The 24,297-nt window shown below is 65.0% G+C and carries 28 protein-coding genes and 1 tRNA gene; 19 read left to right on the forward strand and 10 right to left on the reverse strand.

Annotated features, from left to right (window positions below; translation table 11 throughout):
• Positions 1-383: 383 nt before the first annotated feature.
• Together IVA75_RS39015 and IVA75_RS39020 are read right to left on the reverse strand one after the other, a co-directional pair.
• Complete coding sequence (locus tag IVA75_RS39015; RefSeq protein ID WP_247291115.1) at positions 384-1,343, reverse strand: N-carbamoyl-D-amino-acid hydrolase; 960 nt, start codon at positions 1,341-1,343, stop codon at positions 384-386.
• A 191-nt stretch (positions 1,344-1,534) separates the two neighbouring features.
• A complete protein-coding gene (locus IVA75_RS39020; protein WP_247291117.1) occupies positions 1,535-1,993 on the reverse strand; it encodes a hypothetical protein in 459 nt (152 codons plus the stop codon).
• A gap of 177 nt (positions 1,994-2,170) precedes the next feature.
• Between IVA75_RS39020 and IVA75_RS39025 the strand changes: the two genes are divergently transcribed.
• The 3 genes from IVA75_RS39025 to IVA75_RS39035 all read left to right on the forward strand — a co-directional run bounded on the left by IVA75_RS39025 (position 2,171) and on the right by IVA75_RS39035 (position 3,360).
• Positions 2,171-2,431 (forward strand): hypothetical protein, encoded by a 261-nt coding sequence (locus tag IVA75_RS39025; RefSeq protein WP_247291429.1) that lies wholly within the window; start codon positions 2,171-2,173, stop codon positions 2,429-2,431.
• 156 nt (positions 2,432-2,587) lie between these two features.
• Positions 2,588-2,812: a hypothetical protein gene (locus IVA75_RS39030; RefSeq protein WP_007594875.1), complete on the forward strand. Its 225-nt coding sequence runs from the start codon at positions 2,588-2,590 to the stop codon at positions 2,810-2,812.
• Positions 2,813-3,033: 221 nt separating this feature from the next.
• On the forward strand, positions 3,034-3,360 hold the full coding sequence (locus IVA75_RS39035; RefSeq protein ID WP_027568651.1) for a hypothetical protein: 327 nt from the start codon (positions 3,034-3,036) through the stop codon (positions 3,358-3,360).
• A 33-nt stretch (positions 3,361-3,393) separates the two neighbouring features.
• Here IVA75_RS39035 and IVA75_RS39040 read toward each other — a convergent pair whose 3' ends face one another.
• Both IVA75_RS39040 and IVA75_RS39045 read right to left on the reverse strand, forming a co-directional pair.
• Positions 3,394-4,368 carry a tripartite tricarboxylate transporter substrate binding protein gene (locus tag IVA75_RS39040; protein ID WP_247291120.1) on the reverse strand — a complete coding sequence of 325 codons (975 nt, stop codon included), beginning with the start codon at positions 4,366-4,368 and terminating at the stop codon, positions 3,394-3,396.
• Positions 4,369-4,779: 411 nt separating this feature from the next.
• Positions 4,780-4,856: transfer RNA gene (locus IVA75_RS39045), tRNA-Pro, on the reverse strand.
• A gap of 68 nt (positions 4,857-4,924) precedes the next feature.
• On the opposite strand from IVA75_RS39045, the gene IVA75_RS39050 reads away from it, so the two are divergent.
• The 6 genes from IVA75_RS39050 to IVA75_RS39075 all read left to right on the forward strand — a co-directional run bounded on the left by IVA75_RS39050 (position 4,925) and on the right by IVA75_RS39075 (position 10,625).
• Positions 4,925-5,914 (forward strand): L-threonylcarbamoyladenylate synthase, encoded by a 990-nt coding sequence (locus IVA75_RS39050; RefSeq protein ID WP_247291122.1) that lies wholly within the window; start codon positions 4,925-4,927, stop codon positions 5,912-5,914.
• 22 nt (positions 5,915-5,936) lie between these two features.
• On the forward strand, positions 5,937-7,364 hold the full coding sequence (locus IVA75_RS39055; protein WP_247291124.1) for an FAD-binding oxidoreductase: 1,428 nt from the start codon (positions 5,937-5,939) through the stop codon (positions 7,362-7,364).
• On the forward strand, positions 7,361-7,804 hold the full coding sequence (locus tag IVA75_RS39060) for a GNAT family acetyltransferase (RefSeq protein WP_247291125.1): 444 nt from the start codon (positions 7,361-7,363) through the stop codon (positions 7,802-7,804). The genes IVA75_RS39055 and IVA75_RS39060 overlap by 4 nt, the downstream gene beginning before the upstream one ends.
• A 9-nt stretch (positions 7,805-7,813) precedes the next feature.
• Positions 7,814-8,395 carry a GDP-mannose pyrophosphatase gene (locus IVA75_RS39065; RefSeq protein WP_027568647.1) on the forward strand — a complete coding sequence of 194 codons (582 nt, stop codon included), beginning with the start codon at positions 7,814-7,816 and terminating at the stop codon, positions 8,393-8,395.
• Positions 8,396-8,465: 70 nt separating this feature from the next.
• The gene (locus tag IVA75_RS39070; protein WP_247291127.1) at positions 8,466-9,395 is read left to right on the forward strand and encodes a glycine reductase; all 930 of its coding nucleotides are present in this window, start codon (positions 8,466-8,468) and stop codon (positions 9,393-9,395) included.
• 36 nt (positions 9,396-9,431) lie between these two features.
• Positions 9,432-10,625 (forward strand): CoA transferase, encoded by a 1,194-nt coding sequence (locus tag IVA75_RS39075; RefSeq protein WP_247291129.1) that lies wholly within the window; start codon positions 9,432-9,434, stop codon positions 10,623-10,625.
• A gap of 88 nt (positions 10,626-10,713) precedes the next feature.
• Here the strand turns inward: IVA75_RS39075 and IVA75_RS39080 are convergent, their stop codons facing one another.
• Entirely contained in the window at positions 10,714-11,469 is a 756-nt protein-coding gene (locus IVA75_RS39080; protein ID WP_247291131.1) for an SOS response-associated peptidase, read from the reverse strand.
• Between the two features lie 63 nt (positions 11,470-11,532).
• Here IVA75_RS39080 and IVA75_RS39085 point away from each other — a divergent pair, with 63 nt between their 5' ends.
• The 4 genes from IVA75_RS39085 (at position 11,533) to IVA75_RS39100 (ending at position 13,479) form a co-directional block, all read left to right on the forward strand.
• Entirely contained in the window at positions 11,533-12,033 is a 501-nt protein-coding gene (locus tag IVA75_RS39085) for a hypothetical protein (protein ID WP_027516476.1), read from the forward strand.
• Positions 12,034-12,051: 18 nt separating this feature from the next.
• Positions 12,052-12,486 (forward strand): NUDIX hydrolase, encoded by a 435-nt coding sequence (locus tag IVA75_RS39090; protein WP_247291133.1) that lies wholly within the window; start codon positions 12,052-12,054, stop codon positions 12,484-12,486.
• A 48-nt stretch (positions 12,487-12,534) separates the two neighbouring features.
• A complete protein-coding gene (locus IVA75_RS39095; protein WP_007607220.1) occupies positions 12,535-12,912 on the forward strand; it encodes a TIGR02301 family protein in 378 nt (125 codons plus the stop codon).
• Between the two features lie 300 nt (positions 12,913-13,212).
• Positions 13,213-13,479 carry a hypothetical protein gene (locus IVA75_RS39100; RefSeq protein WP_007594892.1) on the forward strand — a complete coding sequence of 89 codons (267 nt, stop codon included), beginning with the start codon at positions 13,213-13,215 and terminating at the stop codon, positions 13,477-13,479.
• Positions 13,480-13,571: 92 nt separating this feature from the next.
• Here IVA75_RS39100 and IVA75_RS39105 read toward each other — a convergent pair whose 3' ends face one another.
• From IVA75_RS39105 to IVA75_RS39125, 5 genes are all read right to left on the reverse strand, one after another.
• Positions 13,572-13,889, reverse strand: a complete 318-nt coding sequence (locus IVA75_RS39105; RefSeq protein ID WP_247291135.1) for a cupredoxin domain-containing protein — start codon at positions 13,887-13,889, stop codon at positions 13,572-13,574.
• Between the two features lie 10 nt (positions 13,890-13,899).
• Entirely contained in the window at positions 13,900-14,433 is a 534-nt protein-coding gene (locus tag IVA75_RS39110) for a DUF4142 domain-containing protein (RefSeq protein ID WP_247291137.1), read from the reverse strand.
• A 92-nt stretch (positions 14,434-14,525) separates the two neighbouring features.
• On the reverse strand, positions 14,526-15,230 hold the full coding sequence (locus IVA75_RS39115) for an RNA polymerase sigma factor (RefSeq protein ID WP_247291139.1): 705 nt from the start codon (positions 15,228-15,230) through the stop codon (positions 14,526-14,528).
• Between the two features lie 87 nt (positions 15,231-15,317).
• Positions 15,318-16,187 carry a sulfurtransferase gene (locus IVA75_RS39120; RefSeq protein WP_247291142.1) on the reverse strand — a complete coding sequence of 290 codons (870 nt, stop codon included), beginning with the start codon at positions 16,185-16,187 and terminating at the stop codon, positions 15,318-15,320.
• A 176-nt stretch (positions 16,188-16,363) separates the two neighbouring features.
• Positions 16,364-17,698, reverse strand: coding sequence for a dihydroorotase (locus IVA75_RS39125; RefSeq protein ID WP_247291144.1), 1,335 nt, complete (start codon positions 17,696-17,698; stop codon positions 16,364-16,366).
• A 101-nt stretch (positions 17,699-17,799) separates the two neighbouring features.
• Between IVA75_RS39125 and IVA75_RS39130 the strand changes: the two genes are divergently transcribed.
• The 6 genes from IVA75_RS39130 (at position 17,800) to IVA75_RS39155 (ending at position 24,296) form a co-directional block, all read left to right on the forward strand.
• Positions 17,800-18,681 carry a folate-binding protein gene (locus tag IVA75_RS39130; protein ID WP_247291146.1) on the forward strand — a complete coding sequence of 294 codons (882 nt, stop codon included), beginning with the start codon at positions 17,800-17,802 and terminating at the stop codon, positions 18,679-18,681.
• Positions 18,678-19,304 (forward strand): DNA-3-methyladenine glycosylase I, encoded by a 627-nt coding sequence (locus IVA75_RS39135; RefSeq protein ID WP_247291148.1) that lies wholly within the window; start codon positions 18,678-18,680, stop codon positions 19,302-19,304. The genes IVA75_RS39130 and IVA75_RS39135 overlap by 4 nt, the downstream gene beginning before the upstream one ends.
• Positions 19,301-19,915: an HD family hydrolase gene (locus IVA75_RS39140; protein WP_027568634.1), complete on the forward strand. Its 615-nt coding sequence runs from the start codon at positions 19,301-19,303 to the stop codon at positions 19,913-19,915. Before IVA75_RS39135 ends, IVA75_RS39140 begins: the two co-directional genes overlap by 4 nt.
• 131 nt (positions 19,916-20,046) lie before the next feature.
• Positions 20,047-20,553: a protein-tyrosine phosphatase family protein gene (locus IVA75_RS39145; RefSeq protein WP_027568633.1), complete on the forward strand. Its 507-nt coding sequence runs from the start codon at positions 20,047-20,049 to the stop codon at positions 20,551-20,553.
• Positions 20,554-20,572: 19 nt separating this feature from the next.
• Positions 20,573-21,541, forward strand: coding sequence for an NAD regulator (locus IVA75_RS39150; protein ID WP_027568632.1), 969 nt, complete (start codon positions 20,573-20,575; stop codon positions 21,539-21,541).
• A gap of 49 nt (positions 21,542-21,590) precedes the next feature.
• Complete coding sequence (locus IVA75_RS39155; RefSeq protein WP_247291150.1) at positions 21,591-24,296, forward strand: DUF2339 domain-containing protein; 2,706 nt, start codon at positions 21,591-21,593, stop codon at positions 24,294-24,296.
• Position 24,297: the final 1 nt, after the last annotated feature.

Consider the following 24,297-nt stretch of genomic DNA (forward strand, 5'->3'; position numbering starts at 1 on the left):
ACCCGAACGCTGCCGCGTCCACCGCAAGCCCGGCTCGCGAACGTGACGACCACAAGATCGCCCCTCAAGGATGAGCCGGGATGGGCGACACATACGCCAAAACCGAATTTCGGTAAAGTGGAATATTTTTGTGCGGTGGGGTTGACGGCCCTGCAGGTGTTTTGCCCGTCGGGCAGTGAGGCGCTCGGCATCAAGTCGCGAGCTCGACCGTCGTCCCGGCCTAGTGCGCAATTGCGCACGGGGGGCCGGGACCCATACCGCGAGGTCCATCGATCTGCTCGGTATTTATCCCAACCAGCCTTCGCCAAACCTCTCCCTGTGGTAATGGGTCCCGGCCTTCGCCGGGACGACAGCGGTGGGTGTGGCCGACAGAGAAAGAAACATCACCCCTTCGTTCGCACCGGCGTTCCGTCGGCCATGAGGGTCACGCCCTTCCGTTCGACAATCATCCCGTAAGCCCGCGGCTGACGGTGAACGTCGAAATTGAACGTGGTACGCTTGTAGGAATTGCAGAGATCGAGATCGCAGCGGGCCAGCGCGATCTCGTCGCCCTTGGTGGTGCATCTCGCGATGATCTCGCCCGAGGGCGCGATGATGCAGCTTCCGCCGATGTGGTCGACGCCCTCCTCGACCCCGGCCTTAGCGACGCCGACCACGAAGGTGCCGTTCTGGTAGGCGCCGGCCTGCATCACCAGATGATTGTGGAACAGCGAGAGATCGTCATGCTCGGGCGCGGGCGGATTGTGCACCGGCGTGTTGTAGCCGATCATCACCATCTCGACGCCCTGCAGCCCCATGACCCGGTAGGTCTCGCTCCAGCGGCGATCGTTGCAGATTGCCATCCCCATCACGCCGCCAAAGGCCTCGGTCACGCCGAAACTACTGCCCGGATCGAAATAGCGCTTTTCCAGATGCTGGAATTCGCGCCAGGGCTCGTGCTCCGCATGGCCGGGCAAATGGACCTTGCGATATCTCGCGACGATCTCGCCGCTCTTCTCGACCAGGATGGAGGTGTTGTAGCGCCTGACAATTCCGGCCTCGAGCGTCAGCTCGGCATAGCCAAGGTAAAATCCGATGCCGATCTCGCGCGCGAGATCGAACAGGCCTCTCGTCTCCGGCCCCGGCATCTCGCGCTCGAAGAAGCTGTCGATCTCCGCCTGATCCTCGAAATACCAGCGCGGAAAGAACGTGGTCAGCGCGAGCTCGGGATAGACGATCAGGTCGCAACCGTTGGCGTGCGCCTGGCGCATCAAGGCCATCAGGCGCGCCAAGACCGCGGTTCTCGTCTCTGTCCGCGCGACAGGGCCAAGCTGGCCGGCCGCGATCGTCACAAATCTCGTCACGAATCTTTCCCTCGTCCGCTTCCTGGGTCAGGTCGCGGCAGAGACTATCGTGCGATGCGTCGCGCGCACAGCCTCGCTGTCCGGCACGGTGCCCAATCGAGAGGCAGTTCGACCGTCACGCGGGGGGCGCCGAGGATGAATGGCGATCGACCGCATCCACGTCGCGCGAAAACACCCTCGCAGAGCGGCACTCACCATTCTGCGGCGACGGGCTCGTTGAAGAACTGACTGCGCGCCGCCATGCGCGACGGCTGGCGGCGACGATGCCGCTCGGCGACGCGCTTGTTCGGAGCGGCCGCCTTGGCCTGCGTGGGCGATGCGGCCTTGGTGTCCGAAGCCTTGCCGTCCGAAACCTTGGGCTCCGCGGCGGGCTGCGCCGCCATGGCAAATGCCTGGCGCGTACCGTCCGGCGCGACTGGCGCCGCCGCGTCTGACGTTGACGCCACAGTTTTGGTCAACGGAATCTGGCGCACGTTGGTGTCGAAGATGATCTTCTCCGGCCAGGTCTGTGCAGAATGAATTCGGGCGATCGAGAGGTCCGGCCCGGTTTCGGCGGCCGCACTCACGGGGCCGGCCAGGTAGTAATCAGCAAGGTACAGGAGGGCGAGCAGAGCGGCGCCGGTGAAGACGAAATAGCGGATGAGCGGCATGGGTCCCTCGATCGCCTCGTTATCGAGGCCCCTGCAGCAACGGGAAAGAGTGGTAATCGTTCCGGTGCGCCGTGGAGCAATCGCGGGAGACGCTCAGCCGTCCACTGGCATTGTGCTTGCTGGACGGCAGTCAAATCCCTCAGACCCGCAGTGGGTCTGTTTCATCGTGAGGCGATCATGCACCCGACGTCCCGTTTCGAAGCGACCATGCCGACACAGCTCCACGCATTGCTCTCCGATCTGCGCTGGCGCATGCAAATGATCGACGCCGACATTCTGGAGGAAGAGCGGAAGGCTGGAATCTCCGATCCCCAGAACGTCGCGTACCCCATGCTCGCGCAGAACCTGCGGGCCCGGCGCGACAATATCCGGGTGAGCATCGCCATTCTCGAAAGCCGGCTTGAAAAGCAATCGACCGAGTGGCCGCGCGCGGCCTGATGCGGTGACGGGCCGAACTCCAGACGCACGCTAACGCGAGGGAACTCCCGTTGCTGATCTGCAACGGTTCCCGTCCGTCTGAAGCCGGACAAAAGAAACTCCCATTGCGGCCACGAACCCCTCTCACAACGCCGTGAGACGAGCAGGGGAACTACGATGCGTGCGCAACGAGTCTGGGTGGTCAATGGGGCCGCCAGCGTCGAACAATTGCAAACCAGATTGGACGATCTGAACAAGCGGCTCGGTCAACTCGAGACCCAGCACCCCGAGAGCTGGAAAGTCGAAGAACTCAGATCGAGCGCACTCAGCCTGTCGCGCGAGATCGACGACATCCGCTGCGCCGAGGCGACGGCGGCGCTGAGCGAGCTGCTGCGGAAATAGCCCGCGTTCCCGATTCGCCCGTCGCGGCTGGAACCAACGCCGCCTCCCCGCCATTGCCATGCCGAGCATGGAGCAAAATCATGACCAGGCACCTGACGCGGACCGATCTCGCGCGCGGCGTGGCCGGCGCGGTATCCACGCTGGTCCTGTGCGCGACGATGGCCTTCACCATCGCGCGCCACTTCGCGTTGTAAGGCATTTGGCCCTGTGAGGGATTTCCGATGACGTCCGACCCCGAGGAATCGGTCAGGCTGCAAGGTTACGGCGAGATGACCCTGCGTACGGCCGTCACGACGATGATGCTGCTTGCGCCGCGCGAGCGCGCGGACGCCGCCATCTTCCGCGTCCGCGACGGCGTGCGGCTCGCCTCAAGCGAGATTGCCGAACTCGCCTCCGAATGGGGCATCACGCCAACACCGGAGATCAGGTCTCCGAACCTCGTCCCGGAGCAAAATTGGACACATGTCGTTCGCGGCATGGTACGCGAGGCGCCGCTGCCGGCACTGATGATTGCGTTTATGGTCGGCGTTCTGGTGGCGCGGCGATAGTCTCGCAACAACCGCCGGCGACAGCTGGGTTGATTACTTCTGCTCGTTCGCGCGCATGTCTTCAGCATAAGGACGCAACGCCTCAGACATGCCGTCGAGTCGTTTCTGCCACTCAGCGCCAGTCAGGAAAGCGATCACCGGCTCGTCGCCAGGCGAATTCGTCAGGTACTCGGGATTGCGCAGGCCTTCCGCAATCCCGGCTTCCAGCTTCTTGACGATGTCGTCCGGAACGCCCTTCGGCACCGCGAAGCCGCGTTCTGCCGTCGTCGTGATTGGAAAGCCCACTTCCTCTGCTGTCGGAACTTCGGGCAGCGATGGAAAGCGCTTCTTCGACAGGATCGCGATGACGCGAAGTGGCCCCTTGTTGGTCCCATGCAATTCGGGAATCTCGCTGAGAGTGACCATCCCGACTTCCAGATGCCCGCCCAATAGATCGGTCCGCTGCGCGGCAGTTCCTCTGTAAGAGATTTCGTTGGGCTCGACCTTCGCGGCTGCTGCCAGCATGCGAATGGCCAAATGACCGTTCGTGCCGGCACCGTTGTGACCAAACGTCACCGAGCCCCGCTTGCTGCGAAGTGCGGCAATGACATCCGGCAAATTCTTGAATCTGCTGTCCGCGGGAACCACCATCACGTTCGGATCTTCAACGATCCGTGCGACCAGCCGGATTTCATCCGTAGTGTATTGGGTTTTGCGCGTCATCGGCAGAAAGTTGTAGCCCGGCACGTTGACGACGCCGATCGAATAGGCGTCGGGCGCCGCGCGCGCGATCGCAGCAAACGCGATCTCTCCACCAGCGCCAGGCTTGTTCAGGACGACAAACTTCGCCTTACCGCCTAGCGCGCGCTCAACAAAGGGAAGAAGTTTGCGAGCCATGACATCGGTACCGCCGCCGGGCGCAAAGCCGACGACGACTTCGATTGGCTTGTCTTCCGGCCACGCGGCCCATGCCGATCCGCAAGCAGCGAAACCAAAAGCTGCAACGAGCGCGATGATTCTCTTGTTCATGATTCCTGCCCTGTTTTTTGTTATTGGCGGATTGCGCCGCTTGAAGCTGCGATCGACTGCAGGTTCATCTAACCGTCGGTCTGACCGGATGGCAACCGACCGTCCCGAGCGCGAGCGTTTGATGAGTTACGGCGGTTTTAGAGGCAATTGCGGAAGCGTCAGAGGAGGCCTCGTGGGAGCCGTGCCTGGTGGTGATTTGATTGGCTCCCTCGCGGCGAGACGGTAATTCTCCGACCTACCGTGCAACGCCGGATCAGGGATGCCGGCGAAAAGAAAGCCATGCCGCTGCGGCACACGCCTCTGCCCGGCCAAATCGGCCGTGGACCCGCGCTCTAAATCGTTGCAATAAGGCGCTTCCGAGGCCCCGGCGACCGGTCCGCCGAGCCTCTAGAACGTCGACTTTTGGAAGAATGGTCGGAGTGGCAGGATTCGAACCTGCGACCCCTGCGTCCCGAACGCAGTGCTCTACCGGGCTGAGCCACACTCCGACAAGAGGCCGGCTTATAGCGTCGGGTTTGGCGCACCGCAAGCGGCCGAGCTGAGGAATCTTATCCCTGTGAAAACGGGTCTTGAAACGCTGATTTTACCGGCCGGCGAGGCCGGCGCGGAAGCTGCCGCCCGGACATTGGCCGCCGGCGGGCTGGTCGCGTTCCCGACCGAGACGGTCTACGGGCTCGGGGCGGACGCCGGAAATGCCGGCGCGATCGCCCATCTTTACGCCGCCAAGGGGCGGCCGGCATTCAATCCGCTGATCGCGCATGTCGCCGACCTCGCGGCCGCGCGGAGGATCGGACGATTCGACGCCTGCGCCTTGCGCCTCGCGGAGGCGTTCTGGCCGGGGCCGCTGACGCTGGTGGTGAGGAAGACGGAAAACTGCCCGGTGGCCGAGCTTGCCACCGCGGGCCTCGATACGGTCGCGATCCGCATTCCGGCCCATCCGGTGGCGCAGGCGATCCTGCGCGCCTTCGGCGGGGCGGTGGTGGCGCCGTCCGCCAACCTCTCCGGCCACGTCTCGCCGACGCTGGCGGCCCATGTCGAGGGCGACCTTGCGGGGCGGATCGACCTGATCGTCGACGGCGGGCCGGTTACGGTCGGCGTCGAATCGACCATCGTCGGCTGCTTTGCGGCGCCGATGCTGCTGCGGCCCGGCGGGCTGTCACGCGAACGGATCGAGACCGTGCTCGGTGCACCGCTGGCGCGACTGCCCGCGGAGGCCGAAAGCGACGACAGCCAGCCGCTGGCGCCGGGCATGCTGGCCTCGCATTACGCGCCGCGCGCCAATGTGCGGCTCAATGCGCGGGACGTCGCGCCGGGCGAAGCGCTGCTGGCGTTCGGCCCCGCGCGCCTGCCCGGACTGGAGGCCGCCACGGCGGTCATGAATTTGTCGCCCAGCGGCGATCTCGATGAAGCCGCCGCCAATCTGTTCGGCTATCTTCGCGCCCTCGATGCCAGCGGGCCGCGGGCGATCGCGGTGATGGCGATCCCCGAACAAGATCTGGGCGAAGCGATCAACGACCGGCTGCGCCGGGCGGCCGTGGCGCGATAAGAGCGAAGCAAGAGACAAGACAATGAACGTTAATCATTCCGCGACCCCACCGGTTGCGCCCGAGCTGATCGAACAATTCCGCAGAATCGTCGGCGAGAGGCAGGCCATCACCGATGCGGCCGACATCGAGGCCTATGTCACCGAGGAGCGCAATCTGTTCCACGGCCGCTCGCCGCTGGTGCTGCGCCCCGGCTCGACCGCCGAGGTCGCCGCGATCTGCAAGCTCGCCTCCGAGCACAAAATCGCGCTGGTGCCACAGGGCGGCAACACCGGGCTGGTCGGCGGCCAGACCCCGCACAATGGCGAGGTGGTGGTGTCGCTGCGGCGGCTCGACAAGATCCGCGAGGTCGATACTGCGTCGAACACCATGACCTGCGAGGCCGGCGTGGTGCTGCAGATCGCACAGCAAAAGGCCGCCGAAATGGACCGGCTGTTCCCGCTCTCGCTCGGCGCGGAAGGGAGCTGCACCATCGGCGGCAATCTCTCGACCAATGCCGGCGGCACGGCCGCGCTCGCCTATGGCGTCGCGCGCGAGATGGCGCTGGGGCTCGAGGTGGTGCTGGCGGACGGCCGCGTGCTCAACGTGCTGTCAAAGCTGAAGAAGGACAACACCGGCTACAATCTGCACAATCTCTTCATCGGCGCCGAAGGCACGCTCGGCATCATCACGGCGGCGACGCTGAAACTGTTTCCGAAGCCGCGGTCGATCGAGACCGCCTTCGTCGGGCTGAAGTCGCCGGACGCCGCGCTGAAACTGCTGGCGATCGCGCAAAGCGAGGCCGCCAATGCGCTGACGAGCTTCGAGCTGCTCTCGGAGATGGCGGTCGATTTCTCGATCCGCCACGGCATCGACGTGCGCGATCCGCTCGCGCAAAAGCATGCCTGGTACGTGCTGATGGAATTGTCGTCGCCCGGCGACGACGCCCGCACGCCGCTGGAAACGATCCTCGGCCGCGCCATGGAGGACGAGATCGTCGACGACGCGGTGATCGCGGCCAATCTGACCCAGCGCGCCGTCTTCTGGAAGCTGCGCGACGAGATGTCGTCGGCGCAGAAGCCGGAGGGCGGCTCAATCAAGCACGACATTTCCGTGCCGGTGGCCACCGTGCCCGCCTTCATCGCCGAGGCCAATGAAGCCGTGGTGAAACTGATCCCCGGCGCGCGGCCGGTGCCGTTCGGCCATCTCGGCGACGGCAATCTGCACTACAATGTCAGCCAGCCCATCGGGGCCAACACCGCGGACTATCTGGCGCGCTGGCACGAGATGAACGCGGTGGTGTTCGCCATCGTGCTGCGCATGGGCGGCTCGATCTCGGCCGAGCACGGCATCGGCGTGCTCAAGCGCGACGAGCTGCCCGAGGTGAAGGACAAGACCGCAATCGAGCTGATGCGACAGCTCAAGGCGATGCTCGATCCGCTCGGAATCATGAACCCGGGAAAAGTGCTGTGAGTGCGCTCAAGATCGACGCGATCACCGAGGCCGATGTCGAGCCCGTGGTCGCGCTGTGGCAGCGCTGCGGCCTGACCCGGCCGTGGAACGATCCGCATGCCGACATCGCGCTGGCGCGGCGGCGCGACAATTCCACGATCCTGCTCGGCCGGGACGGCGGCGCCATCGTCGCCACCGTCATGGTCGGCCATGACGGCCATCGCGGCTGGGTCTATTACGTCGCCGTCGATCCGGGCAGCCAGAAGCGTGGTCACGGCCGCGTCATCATGGCCGCGGCGGAAGACTGGCTGCGTGCGGCTGGAATTTTGAAACTCCAGCTCCTGGTCCGCCGCGGCAATGAGCAGGCCAATGCGTTCTACCAGTCGCTGGGTTTCGAGGAATCGACCTCGGTGATGTTCCAGAAGTGGCTCGACGGCCGCACCACAACGCCAAGCAATTGAGATCGAGCCATGACCATTTCCGACCGCGTCCGCATCAAGGACGTCCGCGTGCTCTCGGACGGCTGGACCACACTCAAGAACACGACGTTCGAGTACCGGCGCGCCAATGGCGAATGGCAGACGCAGCATCGCGAGACCTATGAGCGCGACAACGCCGCCGCCGTGCTGCCGTATAATCTGGCACGCCGTACGGTGATCCTAGTGAAGCAATTCCGCCTGCCGGCCTTCATCCGCGGTTACGACGATCTGCTGATCGAGGCGGCCGCCGGCGTGCTCGACGATGCCTCGCCCGAAATGCGCATCCGCGCCGAAGCGGAGGAAGAAACCGGCTATCGCCTGCACCACGTCCACAAGGTGTTCGAGGCGTTCATGAGTCCCGGCGCCATCACCGAGAAGCTGCATTTCTTCGTCGCCGAATACGAGCCGGAGATGCGGGTCAGCGACGGCGGCGGCCTCGAACATGAAGGCGAGGACATCGAGGTGCTCGAGCTTGGCATCGACGAGGCGCTGGCGATGATCGCGGACGGGCGCATCATCGACGCCAAGGCGATCATGCTGCTGCAGCATGTGGCGCTGCATGTGTTTCGGTGAACTTGCTTACTCTTGAGCTCACCCCCGACTATCTCTAGTCTGTCGCCAACAGGAACCAGGAGACGCGCCCATGTCCGCTTCGCGCGACGACGAATTCGGTTTTGCGCCCGACTATGACGCCCCCGTGCCCTATATGCAGCGCACGCGGGACTATTACGCCGCGATTGGCTACACCACCGCGTATCGCTGGGCCCACTACACCGAGGCGCCGTTCCAGCCGCTGAAGAAGCCGCTGTCGCAGTCGCGCGTCACCATCATCACGACGGCCGCGCCGTACGATCCAGCCAAGGGCGACCAGGGTCCGGGCGCGGCGTATAATGGCGGTGCGAAATTCTACCAGGTCTATGACGGCGACACGGCGAAGCCGCACGACCTTCGCATCTCGCATATCGGCTACGACCGCAAGCACACCACGGCCACCGACAACGGCACCTGGTTTCCGCTGCCGCAGCTTTTGAAGGCGAGTGCTGCGGAGCGCATCGGCGAGGTGGCCCCGCGCTTCTTCGGCGCGCCGACCAATCGCAGCCATCGCGTCACCCTCGACACCGACGCGCCGGAAATCCTGGCGCGGGCCGTCGCCGACAAGGTCGATGTCGCCGTGCTGGTGCCGAACTGCCCGGTCTGTCACCAGACCACGGCGCTGGTGGCGCGGCATCTCGAGGCGAACGGCATCCCGACCGTGATCATGGGCTGCGCCAAGGACATCATTGAGCACGCTGCGGTGCCGCGCTTCCTGTTCTCGGATTTTCCGCTCGGCAATTCCGCCGGCAAGCCGCACGACGTCGCCTCGCAGGCGCAGACGCTCGAGCTGGCGCTCAGATTGCTGGAGAACGCGAGCGGCCCGCAGACCACCATGCAGTCACCGCTACGCTGGAGCGAGGACGCCTCCTGGAAGCTCGACTACAACAACGTCGCGCAGCTCTCGGCCGAAGAGCTGGCGCGCCGCCGTGCCGAATTCGACAAGCAGAAGGAGATCGCGCGCGGCAATCGCGCCGCCTGACGTCCTCCGACAACCAAAACAAAAAGGGAGAGCGACGTGACGCGACCGTTCGAAGGCGTGAAGATCCTGGACTTCACGCAAGTGCTGGCTGGCCCCTATGCGAGCTACCAGCTCGCGCTCCTGGGCGCCGAGGTCATCAAGGTCGAGCGGCGCGAGGGCGAGGACATGCGCCGCACGCCGCTCTCGCGCGAATGGGCCGACCGCGGTCTCGCGCCGGCGTTCCAGGCCATCAACGGCAACAAGCGCAGCCTGACGCTCGATCTGCAAAAGCCCGATGCGATCGCGATCGTGAAGAAGCTCGCCGCGCAGGTCGACGTGGTCATGGAGAATTTTCGCCCCGGCGTGATGGACAAGCTCGGCATCGGCTATGAGGCGCTGTCGACGATCAATCCGAAGCTGATCTACTGTGCGGTATCAGGCTTCGGGCAGACCGGTCCGGATCGGCTGCGACCCGGCTATGACGGCAAGATGCAGGCGCTGTCCGGCATCATGGCGATCACGGGCCATCCCGAAACCGGCCCCACGCGTGCGGGCTTTGCGGTGTGCGACGTGCTGTCGGGCGCCACGGCTGCGTTCGGCGTGTCGAGCGCGCTGTACCAGCGCGATCGCACCGGCAAGGGCCAGCTCATTGACGTCTCCATGCTGGAGGCGACGATGGCGTTTCTGTCGGGGCAGATCGCGGACTGGTCGGTCGCCGGCCATCGCCAGCAGCTGTCAGGCAATCAGGCTGTCAGCCGCAGGACCACGGCGAATTTGTTTAGATGCGGCGACGGTCACATCCTGCTCGCCGTCAACAACGAGAAGCAATATCGCGCGCTGATGTCTGCACTGGGCCGCGAGGATACGTTCAGCGACCCGCGCTTTGCCGAGTGGTTTGCCCGCAACGAGAACGAGCCGGCGCTACGCGCCATCATCGAAGAGGCGCTCGCGGCAAGGCCGGCGCGCGAATGGGAGACCATTCTGGAAGATGCCGGCGCGCCCTGCGCCAGCATCTGGAAGGTCGAGGAAGTGATCGACCATCCGCAGATCAAGGCGCGCGGCGCGATCCAGGAGCTCGACACACCCTATGGGCGGCTTCGTTTCGCCGGCAGCGGATTCAAGCTCGCGCATGGCGGCGGCAGGCTGGACCGGATGGCGCCGGAGCTCGGCTCGGATACGGACGCGGTGCTGGGCGAACTGGGATTCGACGCGGCGGAGATCGCGGCGTTGAGGGCGAGGGAAATCGTGTAAGGGCTGCCGCCTAAAACTCCACCGTCGTCCGGCCCCCCGTGCGCAATTGCGCACTAGGCCGGGACGACCGTTGTTTTGTGGTTCGCAGCTAGAACAACGACCCCTGCCCGTCATCGGCTGAGCCGGCCGCCGCTTTCCGCACCACCTTCTTCTTCGGCGCTTCCGCTTCCATGTCCTCCGCGCTGATCGGAAGCAGCAACTGGTCGTCGTCATTGACGACGCGGTTGACGCGGGTGGAGACCGGGTGCCATGCGAATTCGCCGATGCGCGGGGCGGTCATCAGCGGCAACACGGCATCGACGTCATCGCTGCGGCTGTCGAGCCAGCGCTCGAAATCGCGCGGGCTGATGGTGACGGGCACGCGGTCATGCAGCGTGGCGAGGTCCTCGCCTGCCGCCGCCGTGACGATCGCGACCGTGTCGAGCTCCTCGCCGTTCGGCCCAATCCAGGTCTCGAACAATGCGGCAAAGCCGAGCGGCGCGCCGTCGGCGCGATGGATGAAGAAGGGCTGCTTGCGGCCATCCTCCGTCTTCCATTCGTAATAGCCGTCGGCCGGAATCAGGCCGCGCCGCCGGCGAATCGCGCGTTTGAAGGCGGGCTTCTCCAGCACCGTCTCGGAACGGGCATTGATCAGGAGCGTAAATCCCTTGGGATCCTTGACCCAGCCCGGCAGCAAACCCCAGCGCATCAGTCGGAAATGGCGCGCGCCGTTCTCGGCCAGCACGACCGGAATCGGTTGTGTCGGGGCCACGTTGAACCGGGGCGGGAAATTCGGCTGCTCAATGTAGCCGAACAGTTGCCGCAAAGCCGCGGGGGCCGAAGTTATGACGAAGCGTCCACACATCCTTGAGGGCCTATATAGGGTCCGTTCAGGTCCTTTTAACCCCGAACGTTAACACTGCGGCAGATGAGCTCAACGGTCTCCCAGCCGGCGCGAATGCATGGACAGACGGCGCCCGAGGCCGCGGCCTGGGCCGAGCGGCTGCGCGTGGCCAACATCAACCCGCGGACCGGGCTTGCCACCGACTATCTCAACCATTTCAATGAAGCCGTGATGCTGCTGGAAATGGTCCCCGACATGCCGGAATGCGCGGAAGATTTTCTGACCTGGTCGCCGCTGTCCTATGCCGAGCATTTCACGGCGTCGAATTTCAAGGCCCGGGATCTGGCGATCGAGGCCTATGAAAAAGCCGACCCGAACGTGCGCGCCCAGTTCGACCACCTCACCGACACCATGACCTCGATCCTGACGGCGGTCGGCTCGGCCATGCGCGAGGTCGAGAAGGACACGACCCGCGTTCGCCTCGCCGAGCAGGCCGCCCACTGGGTCAAGCCGCTGATCGCGGCCTGCGGCGGCATCATCAATGGCGGCGCGGAAGCCGACGTCGACAACATCATGGCGAACTAGGCCCGAGCAGGTGAAGTCATGGCTGCGATCGTTCAGCCCACCCGTCCCCAAATCGCGGTCAGTGCCGCGATTTTTCGTGACGGCAAGGTGCTTCTGACCCGTCGCGCACGCTCGCCGGCAAAGGGGTTCTATTCGCTGCCGGGCGGTCGGGTCGAGTTCGGCGAATCGCTGCACCAGGCGCTGGCGCGCGAGATCGACGAGGAGACCGGGCTCGATATCGACATCATCGGCCTCGCGGGCTGGCGCGAAGTGCTCCCGGCCGCGGCCGGCGCCGGCCACTACCTGATCATGTCCTTTGCTGCCCGATGGGTGGCCCGGGAGCCGGTTCTCAACGACGAGCTCGACGACTACCGCTGGATCGCCCCGGAGGTCCTAGCGGGCCTTGGCGACCTCAAGCTGACCGGCGGGCTGGAAGAGGTCATCCAGTCGGCCCACCGGCTGATCGGCCCCTGACAGCCCCCGCCTTGCGTCCACCGCCCCGAGGAGGCATACACCCGGCCGATGTCGACGCGATTTCTGGCCATTTTTGCCCTGATTCTCGCCTGTGCCTCGGTGCCCACGAGGGCTCAGGACGGGGCAGCGCCGTTTGACGGCGATTTGCAGCGGCTGGCGGAGATCCTCGGTGGGCTGCACTATCTGCGCGGCATCTGCGGGTCCAACGAGGGCAACAAATGGCGCAGCGAGATGCAGGCGCTGATCGATGCCGAAACCCCCGCGGGCGAACGCCGCACCCGCATGATCGCCGGCTTCAACCGCGGCTATAACGGTTTCCAGCAGACCTACCGGAGCTGCACGCCGGCCGCGACGGTGGCGATCCGCCGCTACATCGAGGAAGGCGCGAAGATCTCGCGCGATCTCACGGCGCGTTACGCGAACTGATTCCTGTCGGCTTCATCCTGCAACGCAAATTCCTCATCCTGAGGAGCCCGCCAAAGCGGGCGTCTCGAAGGATGAAAGGCCCGGCTCTAGCGGGGCCTGCATGGTTCGAGACGCGCGCGAAGAACGCGCTCCTCACCATGAGGATTGGGCTGTCGGACGCGCGGCGGGGAACCCCGTCGTCGAGTTTGTACACAGCCGTTAACCGTTCCTAAAGATGTGGCCTAGCGGGCGTTAACGCGCGTGCTACACCCCTCGCACAGCGCATCGCCGTGGATCGCGCCCCAGCCCTGATCGAGTTTCATGAGCCATCCAGTGTCCTACGCCCCCGCACGCGCGCCGCTGCCCGATCACGAGCAGAAGCAGGCCGCACTGAGCTATCTCAATGAGGCCTGGGCCGAAGCGCGCCATGATGGCGTCGACGGCGACTGCCTGGCGCAGGCGAGCCTGTTTGCGGCCCTTGCCGAGCTCGTCGGCACCTATGGCGAGGACGCGGTGGCGAAGTTCGTCGAAGGCTTTCCCGGCCGCATCCGCAACGGCGAATTCTCGGTCGATATTTCCAGACAGTAAGTCTTCCTCGAGGCAGTAAGCCTTGCCGAAAATGCCCCCGCCACGCGGGCGGGGCCAGTTTCCGCTGCCGTCAGGAATACGCTCCCCAGCCGTTACGGCTCGATCTTGAGCGTCGCTTTCATGTTGGGATGATAGCGGCAGTAATAATCGACCGTGCCTGCCTTCTTGAGAACCAACGTCCCTGATTTTTTCGCAGGCAGGTTGACGTCGAAATCGCCGTTCTTGGCAGTCGCGGTGTGGGCGAAGACGTCCTTGTTGATCCATTCAATGGTGTCGCCGACCTTGGCCGAAGCGTCTTTCGGCGACACTTCGAGATTCTCCATCGTGATCTCGATGGTCGCAGCGTGCGCCGGGACGGCCAACGCCACGAGCAGGACCGCTGACACGATCGCAAACAATCGTCCCGGCATCATTGCCTCCCTATTTCAGCTCCGCCGCGACATGCTCGGCATGCTGCTGATGCCCCTGGAAGATTTTCAGGCCGGTCTGCAGCAGGCTCTTCAGCTCGGCATTGCTGGCGGATGGAATGAGCTGGGTTTCCAGCGCGCCGTTGACCGTCTTGTGGTAGGCGACCTCGTTTGCGACATAGGCCTTGTCGAAGGCCGCACCATTTAGCTTGTCGAGTTCGGCGAGCTTATCGCTCGCCTGCTTTGACAGCGCCTTGCTGGTGTCGTTGTCTTCAGGCGTGACGTTCAGCTTCTTGACCAGCGCGAGCGCCTGCTTGTTGACGGCCTCATGGTCGCGCAGCATGTCCTCGGCAAATGCCTTCACGTCCTTGTTCTTGGCCTTCTTCTGCGCCTGCTTGGCTGCGTTGATGTCGATCACGCCTGCGGTGTAGGCGATGTGGGCGATCTGCGGATCGGTCGGCTTGTCGGCTGCTCTGGCGTCTTGCAGCAGCGCAGGGCTCGACAACAAAATTGCAGCGGCGATCGCCGCGCTCCAACGAACGAACATGGTTTGACACTCCTGTGGTGCCGGACGCTTTTGCCGGCGCGTTGCTTCACAGGCGTTGGATGGAATTCTCGCGCGAACGTTCCCGAAAAACTTCAGCCGCCGATGCCGAGCCGCTTCAGCACCGACACGGTCAGCCGCTCGCAGCGCCACCCGGCGAACGGGAACGCATCCATCACCACCGGACCGATCTCCTTCTCGACGTTCTCGCGCAGCATGGTCCGCGCACGGTGCAGCCGCGTCTTCACGGTCTCGGGCTTGACGCCGAGCAGCTCGGCGGTCTCCTCGATGTTCATGCCTTCCATGACGCGTGCGACGAAGACCATCCGGAAGACATCCGGCAACTCATCGATGGCGCGCTCGACGACGCGCTGGATTTCACGTTGGGCCATGGTCCTTTCCGGATCGCCTGCGGAAGAAACGGGAAATTTGATGATCTGCGCCTCGAGCATCGCTTCGGGCACCGAGCCGAGTTCGACATGCGGCCTGGCGCTTCGCGCCCGGCCAAGCGCCTCGTTGATGGCGATGCGCGACAGCCAGGTCGACAGCCCGGACTCGCCGCGGAAGCCGTCGAGATGGGTGAAGGCGCGGACATAGGTTTCCTGAACGACATCCTCGGCTTCGCTGTCGCTGCGCAGAATTCCGCGCGCCAGACGATAGAGCCTGCGATTGTTGGCCTGCATGATCTCGCGTAACGCGGCCTCGTCACGGCCCCGCGCCCGCTCGACCAGTTCGGCTTCCAAGGTCCGGATTTCCGATGTTTTGGCGCCGGCGGATAGGCCGGCTGCGGTCCGTGGCATGGCGGTCACCTGCTCGTTTAGCTTCGTCCGGACATTGGATGCCGCCCCAAGGGAAAGGTTCCCAACTTTCTAGCCTCCCCCGAAGGCCTAATCCGTCTCGATCGGGAGCGCCGGATCCCTCGCCCACTCGCCCATCGAGGCATCGTACAGCGTCAGCTTGTCGTAGCCGAGTTGCGTCAGCAGCAGCAGGTCGATCGTCGCCGAGATGCCGCCGCCACAATAGCAGATCACATTCTTGTCGCAGGTGACGCCTGCCGCAACGAATTTGGCTTCGGCATCGGCGAGCGTCGTCAGCGTTTTGTCGGCATTGGTGAGCGTTGCCGCTGATACGTTGACGCTGCCGGGAATGCGGCCGGGCCGCCCGTAGCGACTCGGCTCGAGGCCGCGATGAAATTGCGGGCCGAGCGCGTTGACGATAACAGTCGCGGGATCGCCGAGCCGTGCCTTCACTGCATTTTTGTCGACGAAGAAGCCTGCGCGCGGCGTGGCCTTGAAGGTCGTGGCGGGATAACCCTTCGGTCCTCCTGTTACGACCGGCCGTCCCTCTTCCTTCCATTTGTCGAGGCCGCCGTCGAGCACCCGCGCGTCGACGCCGAGCGAGCGCAGCATCCACCAGACCCGCGTCGACCACATCATGGTGCCGATGCTGTAGAGCACGACAGACTTGGATGCATCGAGGCCGTGGCGGCCGAAGGCGGCCTCCAGCTGAGCCACGTCAGGCATCATGAAGAATTGCTGCGCGGAGGCGTCGGAGAACTCGCCCTGCAGGTCGAGAAAACCGGCGCCCGGAATATGGCCCGCCTCGAACGTCTTGTCGCCGGGCACCGCGCGATAGGGCATGTCGCTGCCTGGCGGCACCGGCTCGTTGTAGGTCGTGCAGTCGTAGAGGCGCAGGTTGGGATCGCCGAGCTGGGCTGCGAGTTGCTCGGTGGTGATGAGGGGTGTTGGTTGGGTCATTCATTCCTCCCTCAGCGTCGTCCTGGCGAAAGCCAGAACCCATTGCCAAGATCAAATTGCAGCGCACACGTGTAGCCACCCATCTTCGCAAAAAAATGCAGTCGGGGTAATGGGTCCTGGCTATCGCCAGGACGACGCCGGATGTGTGGGAAGTTTGTGCCGCTTACCTGCAATTCCTACTGCTTCAACGTCTCCAGAAACCGCACCGGCTCACCTTGCGCGGCCGTCACCAGTTCGCCCTGCCACATCACGCGGCGGCCGCGGATGAAGGTGCCGACGGGCCAGCCGGTGACGCGCAACCCGTCATAGGGGGTCCAGCCGGCCTTGGACGCGACCCATTTGTTGGTGATGGTCTCGCTGCGCTTGAGATCGACGACAGTGAAGTCGGCGTCATAGCCGGCGGCGATGCGGCCCTTGCAGGCCATATTGTAGAGGCGCGCGGGGCCGGCGCTGGTGAGATCGACGAACCTTGCCAGCGACAGGCGGCCGGCATTGACGTGGTCGAGCATGAGCGGCACCAGCGTCTGCACACCGGTCATGCCGGAGGGCGAGGCCGGATAGGTCTTCTGTTTCTCTTCAAGCGTATGCGGGGCGTGGTCGGAGCCGAGCACGTCGATGATGCCCTGCTCGATGCCGCGCCAGATCCCGGCGCGGTGATCGGCGCCGCGCACGGGCGGGTTCATCTGCGCCAGCGTGCCGAGCCGCTCGTAGCATTCGGGCGCGACCAGCGTGAGATGATGCGGCGTCGCCTCGCAGGACGCGACATCCTTGTGGTCGCGCAAAAATTCGATCTCTTCCTTGGTCGAGATGTGCAGCACGTGGATGCGCTTGCCGGTCTCGTGCGCGAGCTTGACCAGCCGCTGCGTCGCCATCAGCGCCGCGGTCTCGTCGCGCCACACCGGGTGCGAACGCGTGTCGCCCTCGATGCGCAGCGGCTTGCGTTCATTAAGACGGTATTCGTCCTCGGCGTGGAACGCGGCGCGGCGGCGGATCACCTGGAAGATGCGGCGCAGGCTCTCGTCGTCCTCCACCAAGAGCGCGCCGGTCGAGGAGCCGATAAACACCTTGACGCCGGCGCAACCGGGCGCACGCTCCAGCACCGGCAGATCCTGCACATTCTCGCGGGTGCCGCCGATGAAGAAGGCGAAGTCGCAATGCATGCGGTGATGGGCCCGCTTCACCTTGTCGGTGAAGGTGGCCTCGGTCACGGTCAATGGCGAGGTGTTCGGCATCTCGAACACGGCGGTGACGCCGCCCATCACGGCGCTGCGCGAGCCGGTCTCGAGGTCTTCCTTCTGCTCCAGCCCGGGCTCGCGGAAATGCACCTGGGTGTCCATCACGCCGGGCAGGATGTGCAGGCCCTTGCAGTCGATCACCTCGGCGGCGGAAGCCTGCGACAGCGCGCCGATCTCGGCAATGCGACCGTTGACGACGCCGATATCGCGGGCTCCCTCGCCGTCCTGGTTGACGACAGTGCCGCCCTTGAGGATCACGTCGAAACGCTGGGTCATGGCTGAAGGCCTCTCTCGTCCCCAAGCGCAGGGCTTGAGGTCTTGTCGTTTTTGCCTTGCGGGCTTACGTTCCAGAGCAACATGTCGCAAGAGATTTTCGTATGAAATCAGCGTTTCTTCCGGACCGGGGCGTGATCAAGGTCGCGGGCGAGGATGCGCGCAACTTCCTCAATGGCCTCGTCACGACCGATGTCGACAAGCTGAAACCGGGCCTGGGCCGATTCGGCGCGCTGCTGACGCCGCAGGGCAAGATCATTGTGGATTTCCTGATCACGGAAGCACCTGCCGGCCATGGCGGCGGGTTCCTGATCGATTGCCCGAAGCCGCTTGCCGACGGCCTCGCCACCAAGCTGAAATTCTACAAGCTGCGCGCCAAGGTCACGGTGGAAAACCTGTCTGAGGATCTCGGCGTGCTCGCGGCCTGGGGCGGCAAGCCCGCGGCCCAGCCCGACCTCGCCTTCACCGATCCGCGCAATGAGGACCTCGGCACCCGCATCCTGATCCCCCAAGATCTCAAACAGAAGCTGTCCGATCTGATCGGCGCCGAGATGGTCGACGCCGCCGCCTACGAGGCCCACCGCATCGCGCTCGGCGTGCCGCGCGGCGGGCTCGATTTCACGTACAGCGATGCGTTCCCGCACGAGACCAACATGGACCGCCTTTCCGGCGTCGATTTCGACAAGGGCTGCTATGTCGGCCAGGAGGTCGTCTCGCGCATGCAGCATCGCGGCACCGCGCGCACCCGTAGCGTCAAGGTGCTGCTCGAGGACTCCTCGCCCGAGCCCGGCGTCAGCGTTCTCGCCGGCGACAAGCCGGTCGGCACGATGGGCTCGTCGGCGCAGGGCAAGGGTATCGCGCTGGTGCGCATCGACCGCGTCGCTGATGCGCTCGATGCAGGACAGGCGCTGACTGCCGGTGGCCTCACTGTGAGGCTTGCCGAACCAGACGTCGTGCGCATTCCAACGAAGCAACCCATCGCATGAGCCGTGCTCCCCGCCTGCATCCCGACGGAAAGACGCGCTGCCCCTGGCCCGGCGAAGATCCGCTCTACGTCGCCTATCACGACACCGAATGGGGCGTGCCGGAATACGACGACCGCGCGCTCTATGAGAAGCTGATCCTCGACGGTTTCCAGGCCGGCCTGTCCTGGATCACGATCCTGCGCAAGCGCGACAATTTCCGCAAAGCCTTCGACGATTTCCAGCCGGAAAAGATCGCACGCTACAACGAGAAGAAAGTTCACGCGCTAATGAACGATGCCGGCATCGTGCGCAACAAGGCCAAGATCGACGGCGCGATATCGAGCGCGAAATCCTATCTCGACATCATGGAGAAGGGCCCCGGCTTCTCGAGATTCCTGTGGGACTTCATGGACGGAAAGCCCAAGGTCAATCATTTCAAGACCACCGCGAGCGTGCCGGCCTCGACGCCGCTCTCCATGCAGATCTCCAAGGAGCTGTCCTCGCGCGGCTTCAAGTTCGTCGGCCCGACCATCGTCTATGCCTTCATGGAGGCGACCGGCATGGTCAACGATCATCTCGTCGACTGCAATTGTCACGCGAGCTGCGGCAAGTCGCAGCGCAAGCCGCGCCTCAAGGCCAAATGACGGCCAGGAAATCGTCACGCGATGTGGCGTCTCGTGCCTGGCAGCGCATGCTGTCGGGCCGGCGGCTCGATTTGCTCGATCCCTCCCCGCTCGACATCGAGATTGCCGACGTCGCGCATGGGCTGGCGCGTGTCGCCCGCTGGAATGGCCAAACCATCGGCGCACACATCTTCTCGGTCGCGCAGCATACGCTGCTGGTCGAAACCGTGATGCGGCACGAGAACCCCCGCGTGGATCAGCGCATGCGGCTTGCCGCGCTGCTGCATGACGCGCCCGAATATGTGATCGGCGACATGATTTCACCGTTCAAGGCCGTGCTCGACGGTCATTACAAAGCGGTCGAGAAACGCCTGCTCGGCGCCATCCACATCCGCTTTGGCCTGCCGCCGGTGCTGCCGGACGAGATCACGCTGGCGATCAAGGCAGCGGATCACGGCGCGGCCTATCTGGAGGCGACCGCACTTGCCGGATTCAGTGAAAGCGAGGCCAAGCGCCTGTTCGGCAAGGACCCCGGCCTGTCCGACAGCGTCCGGCGCGACTATCTCACCCCCTGGACGGCTGCCCGGGCCGAGAAGCAGTTTCTGGAGCGGTTTGGCGCCGTATTTGCGTAGGTCCTGCAGGGCGGGCAATAGGGCCCTTGCGCCGCCCCCACTGATTTTGCGCAATGAGACGAAAGTGGTGGGTACGCTTCGCTTTGCCCACCCCGCCAACGCTCGCTATAATCCGCGGAAAAAGGTCCGCCATGATCCATGTCTGTTCTCTCGCCGCCCTTCCCGAAACCGTCCGCCTCACCAAGGCCAGCCACGTGCTGACCGTGATGGCCAATGTCGAGCAGGTGGCCCGGCCGGTGTCGGTGCTGCCGGCCAACCATCTCAAGGTATCGATGGACGACATCACCGAGGAGATGGACGGCTTCGTCGCGCCATCGGAAACGCATATCGAGCAAGTGCTGAACTTCGTGCGCGGCTGGGACCGCGACGCGCCGCTGGTGGTGCATTGTTATGCTGGCATCAGCCGCTCCACCGCGAGCGCCTTTGCCGCCGTGTGCGCACTCAATCCGGATCGCGACGAGACCGAGATCGCGAAGAAGATCCGGGCAGCTTCCCCGATCGCCTCGCCGAACCGCCGCATCGTCGGCCTTGCCGACCGTGCGCTGGGCCGCAACGGCCGCATGCTGCGCGCACTCGACGAGATGGGCCCGGGCGCGATGATGGTCGAGGGCCGCCCCTTCGTGATCGAGCTCGAATGACAGTTGCGATCGCCATCGCATGAGCGAAAAGCTGCTGACGCCGATCGAGATCGGCCTGACTGCCGCGATCGTCGCGATCGAGGATCACGAGCCGCTGATCCTCACCGCGCGCGACAGTGACGGACTGGCGGGCCTGCCGTTCGGCCCGTTCGATGCGCCGAGCCATCGCACTTTCGAGATCGGCCTGCGGGCCTGGGTCGAGGAACAGACGGGGCTGCGGCTCGGCTATGTCGAACAGCTCTACACGTTTGGCGATCGCGGCCGGCATGCCGAGGCCGGCGACACCGGCGCGCACATGGTGTCGATCGGCTATCTCGCACTGACGCGCGCCATCGGCGGCGAACTGGCAGCCACGAGTGCGAGCTTCGCGCCATGGTATCGCTTCCTGCCTTGGGAGGACCGGCGAGAGGGCCCGCCCGCGATCATCGCGGACGATATCATCCCGGCATTGACCGAGTGGGCCGAAGAGGAGACGCCGGAGACGACGCGCGCATTGCCGCGCAAGGATCGGGTGCGGTTCTATTTCGGTCTGGACGGCGCGTCCTGGGACGAGGAGCGCGTGCTCGACCGCTACGAGCTCCTGTATGAGGCCGGGCTGGTCGAGGAAGCACGGCGCGACGGCCGCCCTGCGGCATTAGCGCGCAAGGCCCTGTCCGCGCTCGGCACATCCATGCGCTTCGACCACCGCCGGATTCTTGCGACAGCGATCGCGCGACTGCGTGCCAAACTGAAGTATCGTCCTGTGGTCTTTGAACTTTTGCCCGCCGAGTTCACACTCACCGAATTGCAGTATACGGTGGAGGCGATCTCCGGCCGACACCTGCACAAACAAAATTTCCGCCGCCTGGTCGAAATGGAAGCCCTGGTCGAACCGACCGGGGTGATGTCGACACAGACGGGCGGACGTCCGGCGGCGCTCTACCGCTTCCGTCGCGACGTGCTCCAGGAGCGGCCCGCGCCGGGCTTGCGCGTACGCTCCCGGCGCTAACCCGATATATGTGTGATCGGCCCCTGCCCGCCGATTGCCTGGAGGCTTTATGTCTGACGGCCCGTTTGACGTCTTCGCGCTGATCATTGCGGTCATCGCTTTCATCATCGCGATTAAGGCCTCCAGCCAAACGTCTGAGCTGCGACGACGGCTAAGCTCGCTCGAAGAGACGTTCCACGCGCAACGGCCCGTGCAGCCGCCGCGGATCCCGGCAGATGTGTGGGCTGAAGCGTCCGCGACGAGTTCCGCAGCGCCGCCGCCACTTGTGCCCCAAGCCGAACCGGGAGCCGAGGCGCCGCCCCCGCTCGTCACCGAGGATGTTTCGCCGCCACCGCTCGCAGCGAACACCGAGGCCGACGCGCCGCCGCTGCCCGCACCCGCGCCCGGCTTCGAGGAACGGCTCGGCACGCGCTGGGTGGTGTGGATCGGCGGCCTTGCGCTCGCGCTCGGCGGCTTCTTCATGGTGCGCTATTCGATCGAGGCCGGCCTCGTCGGCCCCGGCGTGCGCGTGTTCCTTGGCGGCGTATTCGCGCTGGCGCTGCTCGGGGCCGGCGAATGGTCACGCCGCAAGGAGAGCATCTCCAATATCGCCGCGCTGCCGATCGCCAACATTCCCGCGATCCTCACCGCTGCCGGTACGGCGGTGGCATTTGCGACCATCTACGCGGCTTACGCGCTCTATGGCTTCCTCGTCCCCGCGACCGCCTTCGTGCTGCTCGGCCTCGTTGCGCTCGGCACGCTGGCCGCGGCGCTCTTGCACGGGCCCGCGCTCGCGGGCCTCGGCGTGGTCGGCGCGTTCGTGACGCCGATCCTCGTCTCCAGCGGCAAGCCGGACTATTGGGCGCTCTACATCTATCTCGCGATCGTCACCGCCGCGAGCTTCGGCCTCGCCCGTATCCGGTTGTGGCGCTGGCTTGCAGTCACCACCATCGCCTTCGCCGTACTCTGGATCTTCCCGGGGCTCGATACCAGCGACTTGCAGGTCGCGCCGCACGCTTTCCATGTGATCGCAGGCTTCGTTCTTGCCGCTCTTCTCGTGGTCTGCGGCTTCATGTTCGGCCCGACGATCGAGGACGGCGAGATCGAACCGGTCTCGTCGGGCTCGCTCGGTGCCTATCTGTTCGGCGCGATGCTGATCGTGCTGTCGAGCGCGCATGTGGACCTGGCGCTGATCGCCTTCGCGCTACTGGTCGGCGCGACGCTGCTTGTCGCTTGGCGCGCGCCGGCGGCCACCGGCGCGCTCGGCGCAGCCGCCGCGACCGTCTTCGTCGTGTTCGCCGAATGGGCGGTGCGCGCCAATCCCGACATGCTGGTGCTGCCGGGCGGCCCCATCGCCGGCATAGCACCGACGGCGACCGATAGCGCGGTGACGCTGCATCTGGTGATGGCGGCGATCTTCGCCGCCGGCTTCGGCATCGCGGGCTTTCTCGCGCAGGGCCGTTCGAACTCGGCGATCATTCCAGTGGTGTGGTCGGTCGCGGCTGTCGCGACGCCGATCGCGATCCTGGTCGCGCTCTACGCACGCATCGCGCATCTCGACCGCTCGATTCCGTTCGCCATCCTCGCGGTGCTGCTCGCCGCCGCCTTCGGCGCTGCCACCGAGGCGCTGGCGCGCCGCGAGACCCGGCCGGGCGCCATGATCTCCACGGCCTTGTTCGCGACCGGCACGCTCGGTGCGCTGGCGCTGGCGCTGACATTTGCGCTGGAGAAGGGCTGGCTCACGATAGCACTCGCGCTGATGTCGCTCGGCACCGCCTGGATCTCGATGCAGCGGCCGATCCCGTTCCTGCGCTGGCTGGCCGCGATCTTCGCAGGCCTCGTCACCGCACGGATCGGCTATGACCCCCGCATCGTCGGCGACGCCGTCGGAACCACGCCGATCTTCAACTGGCTGTTGTGGGGCTACGGACTGCCGGCGGCGTCGTTCTGGGCGGCGAGCCTGTTCCTGCGCCGACGCGCCGACGACGCCCCGCTGCGCATGGTCGAGAGCGCCGCGATCCTGTTCACCGCGCTGCTTGCCTTCATGGAGATCCGCCATTTTGCGACCGGCGGCGACGTGACGTCGGCACCGTCGCTGCTCGAATGCGCGCTGCAGGCCTGCGTCGCGCTCGCCATGGCGATCGGGCTGGAGCGTCTGCGGCAGCGCAGCCGCAGCATCGTGCACAATGTCGGCGCGGTCGTGCTCACGGTGATCGGCGGGCTCGTCGGTGTGTTCGGCCTCCTGATCCTGGAGAACCCGCTGCTGTGGCGCACTGACGTTGGCGGCGCCGTGTTCAACCTGCTGCTGCTCGGCTACGCACTGCCAGCGGTGTTGATGCTGCTGCTGTCCTATGCCGTGGTTGGCGAACGCGGCAAGGCCTACGCCAACACGATTGCGGGCGGCGCGCTGCTGTTTGCGCTTGCCTATGTCACGCTGGAGATCCGCCGTTTCTATCACGGCCCGATCCTCTCCGCCGGGGCGACGACGGGCGCCGAGCAATATACCTATTCGATCGGCTGGCTCGGCTTCGGCGTGGTGCTGCTCGGCGTCGGCATTCTCGTCAATTCCGAGCGGGCGCGGCTGGCATCGGCCGTCGTGATCGCGTTGACGATCCTGAAGGCGTTCGTCATCGACATGTCGACGCTGACGGGCGTCTACCGCGCGCTGTCGTTCATGTGCCTCGGCATCGTGCTGGTCGCGATCGGCTGGCTCTACCAGCGCATCCTGTTCCGGCGGCAGGTCGCACCGCCGCCGGCTCCGCAGACGAGCATGTGAG

The organism is Bradyrhizobium sp. 134, from assembly GCF_023074155.1.
Taxonomy (GTDB): domain Bacteria; phylum Pseudomonadota; class Alphaproteobacteria; order Rhizobiales; family Xanthobacteraceae; genus Bradyrhizobium.